General features: G+C 66.6%; 9 protein-coding genes. 1 reads left to right on the forward strand and 8 read right to left on the reverse strand.

Annotated features, from left to right (window positions below):
- From BCD48_RS52945 to BCD48_RS19850, 8 genes are all read right to left on the reverse strand, one after another.
- A partial coding sequence (locus BCD48_RS52945; protein ID WP_206745022.1) for a hypothetical protein occupies nucleotides 1-356 on the reverse strand: 356 nt, incomplete at its 3' end.
- A 421-nt stretch (nucleotides 357-777) separates the two neighbouring features.
- Nucleotides 778-1119, reverse strand: coding sequence for a hypothetical protein (locus BCD48_RS56750; RefSeq protein ID WP_116271587.1), 342 nt, complete (start codon nucleotides 1117-1119; stop codon nucleotides 778-780).
- A 101-nt stretch (nucleotides 1120-1220) separates the two neighbouring features.
- Nucleotides 1221-2459, reverse strand: a complete 1239-nt coding sequence (locus BCD48_RS19830; RefSeq protein WP_071049926.1) for a M24 family metallopeptidase — start codon at nucleotides 2457-2459, stop codon at nucleotides 1221-1223.
- Entirely contained in the window at nucleotides 2456-4243 is a 1788-nt protein-coding gene (locus BCD48_RS19835) for an LLM class flavin-dependent oxidoreductase (protein ID WP_241841866.1), read from the reverse strand. The genes BCD48_RS19830 and BCD48_RS19835 overlap by 4 nt, the downstream gene beginning before the upstream one ends.
- Before the next feature lie 3 nt (nucleotides 4244-4246).
- On the reverse strand, nucleotides 4247-5155 hold the full coding sequence (locus BCD48_RS19840) for an SDR family NAD(P)-dependent oxidoreductase (RefSeq protein ID WP_083418916.1): 909 nt from the start codon (nucleotides 5153-5155) through the stop codon (nucleotides 4247-4249).
- Entirely contained in the window at nucleotides 5122-5325 is a 204-nt protein-coding gene (locus BCD48_RS52365) for a hypothetical protein (RefSeq protein WP_198543317.1), read from the reverse strand. The genes BCD48_RS19840 and BCD48_RS52365 overlap by 34 nt, the downstream gene beginning before the upstream one ends.
- A gap of 48 nt (nucleotides 5326-5373) precedes the next feature.
- Complete coding sequence (locus tag BCD48_RS19845; RefSeq protein WP_071049928.1) at nucleotides 5374-5568, reverse strand: type 1 periplasmic-binding domain-containing protein; 195 nt, start codon at nucleotides 5566-5568, stop codon at nucleotides 5374-5376.
- A gap of 16 nt (nucleotides 5569-5584) precedes the next feature.
- Nucleotides 5585-5830: a hypothetical protein gene (locus tag BCD48_RS19850; protein WP_071049929.1), complete on the reverse strand. Its 246-nt coding sequence runs from the start codon at nucleotides 5828-5830 to the stop codon at nucleotides 5585-5587.
- Between the two features lie 271 nt (nucleotides 5831-6101).
- Here BCD48_RS19850 and BCD48_RS46810 point away from each other — a divergent pair, with 271 nt between their 5' ends.
- Nucleotides 6102-6626, forward strand: a complete 525-nt coding sequence (locus BCD48_RS46810) for a transposase family protein (protein WP_491677150.1) — start codon at nucleotides 6102-6104, stop codon at nucleotides 6624-6626.
- The last annotated feature ends 332 nt before the right edge of the window (nucleotides 6627-6958 follow it).

Genomic DNA, 6958 nt, shown 5'->3' on the forward strand with positions numbered 1-6958 from the left:
TCACGCCGGACCCGCGCCTCACTGTCCGTAGCATTACGATCTTGACCGCTGCATCGGGCCGCGCACGTGCGCACTAATTTGAGGGAAGTCAGGTCGTACGCCGCGTCGAGCAGGTACAGCGCCGGCGTCGGGGCACCTGCAGCCGATCTCGACGAGAACAGGCTCGAACAGTCGACGGCTACCAGGACTATCGCGTCCGCCTGATTCGCGATCGCAGAGCGGATCCCATTGTTCTCCACCGTTGAGTTGCTCTGGCCGCCAAAGATCTTGACGTTCCGGCCGATGCAACCACCCGCCTCCTCGATTGCCTTGGCTGGGGTCGCGCAGCGCTCCGCTGCCATAGTGCGGGCGATCACCCAGGCGTTCTTCCCAGGCTGCGGTTTCGGCTCAGCGGTGGGCAAAGCTCGATCTGTTCCGGAGTACACCTGAGCGATCCCTTCTGGACGGCGAGGGAACAACGTCTACTAATTACGTCGGCGCTGACGTGCCCGCCCCCACGTGACCCTTGCTGCTGCACGCCGCCGAGACCGGGGCGACTACTGAAACCGTAACGACCCCGACGACACCCTTACTCCATCGCATACGAGCTCCACGTGAGCTGCTCAGGCCACCCGACGCCCTTCCGCAACAATGGCGTCGGCGGATTCGACTGTCAAGAATAGATCCGAGTGCGTGGCGCAGAATCTTCATTGATCTGCCCGCGGGGGCAACTGGCCCCGCGTATTCCGGCGAGATCGATACGCCCTCCTCTGAAGTCGCTGACGCGGACTGGCATCGTCACTCTGGCCAACGCTGGTGGCGCACGCGCTGCCAACCGCCTTCGCCATGCCGGACCGCGACCCGACGCGAGGTCGGGCGTCTCAGCCCAGTCGCTCGTACGCCGGGATGGTCAGGAACTCGACGAGCTCCTCGGACAACCCGACCTGCTCGAAGCTCCCGCGACTCCTTCGAACGGCCCCGGGTCTCGAACCACTCGTCGTCGCCCGTCTCACCGCGGATTCCCCAGACAGCGGACGAGATCGGCGGTGATCGGCGGTGATCGGCGTCCAGCGCTTTCTCGTGGCGAATCCACGGCCATACCTGCGAGCGCGCGATCTCGGCGGTCGCCACGTTCTCCATCTGGCGTCCTCGGGCCGTCGCGAATCATCGACGTGCGCGCGCCGCCTCGCGCATCGAGGCCGGGCTCACCGTCTTTCATAGCCGAGACCGGCGGCCCGCGATCATACTTCGAAGACCTTCTGCTCGACGCCATGCAGAGGCGCCGATGCGCCATCGCTTCCGATGAGGACGTAGTCGCATAGCAACAGGGCCGCGCCGCCGTGCACGTAGAACGGATGCACGGCCAGGAACATGCCTTGCTCGATGAGCATCGGCTCGTCAGATCGAATCAGCGGTCGCTCGACGATGTCGTAGCCCTGGCCGTGCGCGTGCAGGCGCTGCTCAGGGGGCCGCCCATGCTCCTCCATGAATGCGTTGTAGTCCGAGAAGATCGCGCTCGAGCTCGCTCCGGGGCGAAGGTGGTTGACGGTTCGCTGGTAGGCGGCGAGCGCGAACTCGTGCTCCTCGAGGAGCGCGTCGTTCGCCGAACCGATCACGATGGTGCGACCGATCTCAGCGAAGTACCCGTCGACACTCGAGGGTTCGACCAGCAGGGTCATCTGATCGCCAGCCTGTAGCACGCGGTTGTGGTGGCGAGGCATGTCGATCATTCCCGGGTGGCCGGGAGGGGCCGAGCCGATCATCAGCACGCCTCCGACGCTGCCCCGATCGCGTGTTGCGGCGGCGATTGCCGCGATCACCTCCCACTCACGCCGCCCGGGCTCGATGGCATCAAGTCCGGCCTCGAAGGCTGCCTTTTGCATCTCGATCGTCGCGCGGATCGCCCGTTGCTCGTCCTCCGACTTGACAGCCTTGATCGGGTCCACGAGGTAGGAGGCATCTACGAACTCCGCCTTGGGAAGGGCTTCCTGGAGGTAGGTCATCCACAGGTGCGGAAATTGCGCCATGCCCAGGATCCCGATCCGCGCCGGCGCGTACGGCTTCACGGCCTTGGCAATCGCCTCCGGATCGTACTGCGCCGTGTAAGACGCCGACGCGAAGCTCCAGGTGCCCACGATCTGCTTGATCCCATAGAACAACGGATCGGCGGTCGGCGAGACATCGCGTGCCCGGCCGTGCGGTCCGTGCGCGACCATCGTCATCGCGTCCTCAAGCGGGAACACGAAGGTCAGCGGATACCCCCCTGACGAGGCGATGTCGCCGAGGTACTTCACGTAGCCGCCGAGGTTGTCGACATGGTTGTGGACGATGAGCACCTCGATCCCTTCGCTTGCCATCGCCGTCCGGACTGCCGCCCACCGGCGGTCGAGCTCTCGCTTCGGCGTCGGCATCCGCACCCGCTCGGACCATGGCGTGTGTTGCACCGTGTGGGACATGCGCTCATCCTCCGTCGTCGTCATCGGTCCACCGTCACGGGCGCGCACGCAGCCACGCCGGCGTGGCTGCGTGCGCGCCAGGCAGGGCGCGGAAGACCGAAGTGGTCTCGTAACGTCCGCCCGTCGTAGGTGCGGCGCATCAGGCCACGCCGCTGCAGCTCGGGCACGACCAACTCGTTGAAGTCGTGCAACTGCCCCGGGAGATATGCCGGCTGGATGTTGAAGCCGTCCGTGGCGCCCGTCCGGAACCACTCCTCCATCAGATCGGCGATGTCGGTAGCCGAGCCGTAGGCGACTATGCCGGCCATCGACCCGGCGGCGCGCAGAGCCAGCTCGCGCAACGTCAGCCCCTCGCGCTGCCCCAGCTTCGCCCACTCGCCGAAATGGGGCCGTGAAAAGCCCGACTCCCGATCGGGCTCGGCCGACATCGGCAACGGCTCGTCGAGTGGATACGGCGACAGGTCGACGCCGCCGAGCTTAAGGGAGAAAATGTTAAGCGCCACGTCGATGTGCAGCAGCGACTGCAGCCGCTCGTAGTCCTCCCGGGCCTCCTCCGTGGTGCGCCCGACGATCACGACCAGACCCGGCATCACCTTCACGTGGTCGGGATCGCGGCCCGCGTCGGCGACCTGGGACTTGATGAGCTGGTAACGCTGCCGTGCCGACTCGACCGACTGGGGCGTCACGAACACCATCTCTGCGTAGCGTGCGGCGAAGGCGGTGCCCGTCGACGACGACCCCGCCTGGACGAACACGGGATACCCCTGCGGGCTGCGCGGCACGTTGAGAGGGCCGCGAACACGCAGGTGAGGACCGTCATGGTCCAGCGTGTGCACCTTCGCCGGGAGCAGGAACTGCCCGCTGGCCTTGTCGCGCGGGAAGGCATCGTCCTCCCAGCTGTCCCACAGTCCCTTGCAGACCTCCACGAACTCGGCGGCACGCTCATAACGCAGCTCGTGCTCAAAGTGCTCGGCGAGGCCGAAGTTCGGAGCTTCCACGGGGCCGGACGTGACGATGTTCCACCCCACACGCCCTCCGCTCATGTGGTCCATCGACGCGAACTTCCGCGCAACCTGGTAGGGGTAGTTGAAGCTGGTCGACGCCGTACTGATAAAGCCGATCCGCTCCGTGACGGCGATCAGTCCGGAGATCAGCGTGAGGGGCTCGAAGTTGGCCACATACTGGGCGACGCGACCAAACGTGCCGGGCGAACCAGCCAGCACGCACTGATTGTCGGCGAGGAACACGGCGTCAAAACAGGCACGCTCCGCGGCCTGCGCGAGCTCGACGTAGTGCGCGAAGCTGACGCCAGCATCCGCCTGGGCGCGCGGATGGCGCCAGGACGCCTGGTGGTGCCCGGTCGGGTTGATGAACAGCGAGAGCCGCATAGTCGACTGGGCTCCGGACATGTGGGAATCTCCTTGTCGGTAGATGTGGTGGAAAGCGTCGATCACCGGGCTCATTCGTAGCGGCCTATGCGTTCTGGCCGCACGGCTGTTAGGCCAGGCACGCTCGAGTCTCGTCTGGTAAGCGCTGTTTGATGAGTCGCCGCGGCCGCAGTCCGGATTTGTCGGAGAGCACGCTGAACTCGTCCAGCGGTCCCAGACGCGGCACGCCTCGAGAGCCCCGAAGGTCGGCAGCACACGCTGGGTCACGTTGGCCGTGTTTTCGGTGGCGAACCGCAGTTCCTGCTGGGGGTCCACGCTGCCCGCCCCCGCGGCGAGCGCGTAGAGCCGAGTGTCACGCTCGGTCCAGGCACCGGTCACCGGGGTGAGTTCGCGGCCGATCAGCCTCGCGTCGATCGTCATCGGTCAACTCGCCGAGGCAGGCGCCGAGAGTCCGGGGATGACGCCGGGGTCATCCTGATCCGGCCAGTTGTGCAACGCAGCTGCGACCGACTCGACGGTCCAATCCTCCGCCGCGTGGGCGGACTCGGCGGGAGACCAGGGCGTGTAACGATGGATCTGGCGACCGAATATGGCATAGACCTGTGCCGTCGCGGTGCACTGCGGGTTGAGCAGCCACGCGACCAGCGGCGACACATGGGCGGGCGACATCTCATCGAACCCATCGGCGTCCGGCGCCATCCGGGAGCCGCCGCTTGGACCGGTCATCGTGAGTCGCGTCCGCGCCAGCGGGGAGATCGAGTTCACACGAACCCCGTAGCGTCCCAACTCGCGCGCCGAGGAGATCGTCATCAGCGCGATTGCCGCCTTGGCGGCACCGTAGTTCACCTGCCCCACATTGCCGTGTAGTCCCGACGCGGCGGTGGTCGTGACGACTGCCGCGTCGACGGCCTCCCCTGCCTTGCGGCGGCCCCGCCAGTACTCGGCGGCGTGACGTAGCGGAAAGAAGGTGCCGTACTGGTGCACCTTGATGATGTCGTCCCACTCCGCCTCGCTCATGTTGGTAAGCATCCGGTCGCGTAGGAAGCCGGCGTTGCAGACGAGCCCGTCGAGTCGGCCGTAAGTCCTGATCGCGGTCTGCACTATCTGCGCGGCCGAACCCCAGGTCGTGACCGAATGCCCGTCAGCGACGGCATCACCGCCCAGAGTCCTTATTTCCTCGACCACGTCGCGCGCGGGGCCGCGGCCGCCGTCCTCAAGATCGTTCACGACCACTGACGCGCCTTCGCGGGCGAGTCGCAGCGCGTGTTCCCGTCCGAGGCCGCGACCGGATCCGGTCACTACGACAACTCGGCCGTCCAAAGTGCCTGACATGTAAGTGCTCCTTTTGGAGGTACTCGGGCTGACTGGCTGCGCACCTTCCACAGCTTGACGAGCTGATCCGCCATATTCGCCGGATACTCGGGATCGGTGAAGTCGGCAACCTGGCGCACGTTCCGCGTGGTGACCAGCCAGTAGTTCGGCCCCCAGGTGTAGATGGGCATCTTCTCGAACCACCGGATCGCGACGTCGACGACCTGCCAGGCTTCCGTTTAAGCCGACTGCAGCAGCCACGCGAGGTTGTCGCCAGCGCTGAGGTCCTTGAGCCCGTCGGGACCCGGCGAACTGCCGAGGATTTTGACCGAGGGCAGGGATGCCGCCCTGATCGCCTGACTGAGACCGGTAACGGCTAGACCGGGACTGACGAATACATGCTTCGTCTTCGGATGGCTCTGCAGGTAGGCCACGACGACCTGAGCTCCCCTACCGGCCAGGATGCCGCGCCGACCGCGGCCACAACGCCGGCCCCTCATGACCTAAGACCGCGCGTGCGAAGGCGTCACCGGCCATCGCCCCGAAGGCAAGGTCGGTGTGGCACGTGCCGGTTCCGGCGATCTGCACCAACACATCGGTCAGTCCGAGCTCGGACAGCCCCACCGCCTCGACGGTGTAAGCGCCGCCTGTCCCCCGCAGGACAGCGGCATCGACGTGGCGAACCGGCTGAGTCATGGCGCGTCCTCTGCAAGATGGCGAGCTGGTGCCCGAAGGTTAGAACAGCGCTCTAGCATTTGCCAGACCCCAGACCAGATTCGGATCGGGCGCTGATCTTGTGATCCGTCCGGCCCCGGGGTACCGCCGTGCCGCCCTCGTTGGTGCGATCATGTGTCCAGTGCCCCTCTGACCTCGGGGTTCTTCCTCCGCACCTGGCTGGCCTGATCGTGGATCGGGCGAACCGGACGGTGATCGACTACGGCTGCTCGCTCGTTCTCGGGCGGAGCGGGTGGCCTGCGCGCGCTGTGGCGTGGTCTCGGGGCGGGTGCACGGCCGGTACCGGCGAAGGTTGGTCGACGCCGCGATAGCGGGCGCCCGCGTCGTCATTGACCTGCTGGTCCGTCGGTTCCGCTGCGCGGTCACCAACTATCCGACGGTGACGGTCGCCGAGCAGGTCGAAGGACTGACCAGCCCGCATGCCCGCTTCACCCCACTGGCACGTCGAATGCTGGAGGCTGTCGGGCTCGCGCTCGCCGGCCGGGGCCGGGGCGCGGCTGGCCGGGCAGCTGGGTCTGGCGGTGGCGCGCGACACCCTCTTGCGCCGGGTGCGTGCGCTGCCGGAACCGGACATGACGGCCGTGCGGCTGCTCGGTGTCGACTTCGCGCCGCGCCGTGGCCACGTGTACGGCACGGTCCTGGTCGATGTGGACAGCCACCGGCCCGTCGCAACGCCAGCGCCTGCGACGTCTTCGGCCAGCGCACCCAACCCTCCAGCACCCTCCGGTGGTGGCTGGCTCTGGCGTTGGCCTGGTGACGGCGTCGCCAGCTCGACCAGGGCAGGAGATGAGCGAGTGACGCGGCAAACAGTCAGGGATCTCGTTGACCGTGATCGGGAGCAGTCCGGCGGGTGGGGGCTGGTCGCGTTCCTTGGCGGCGATGACGGTGAGCAGGCGTCGGCGAGCATGGCACGGTCCAGCGCCGCCAGGAGGTCCAGCGGCGGAGCTGGTGTTTCGTCGAGTGCGGTGAGCTCCTTTCCGGTCTGAATGGGTTCCTCAGTGAGCCACTGTTGGTGCTCCTGAAGCTGTGATCGTTTTTCATGTCTGGGTTCCGTTCGTGCTCGGGTCTGGTTGTGCCGGGTGGGGTTGG

The sequence above is a fragment of the Pseudofrankia coriaricola genome, assembly GCF_001854805.1.
In the GTDB taxonomy this organism is placed as follows: domain Bacteria; phylum Actinomycetota; class Actinomycetes; order Frankiales; family Frankiaceae; genus Pseudofrankia.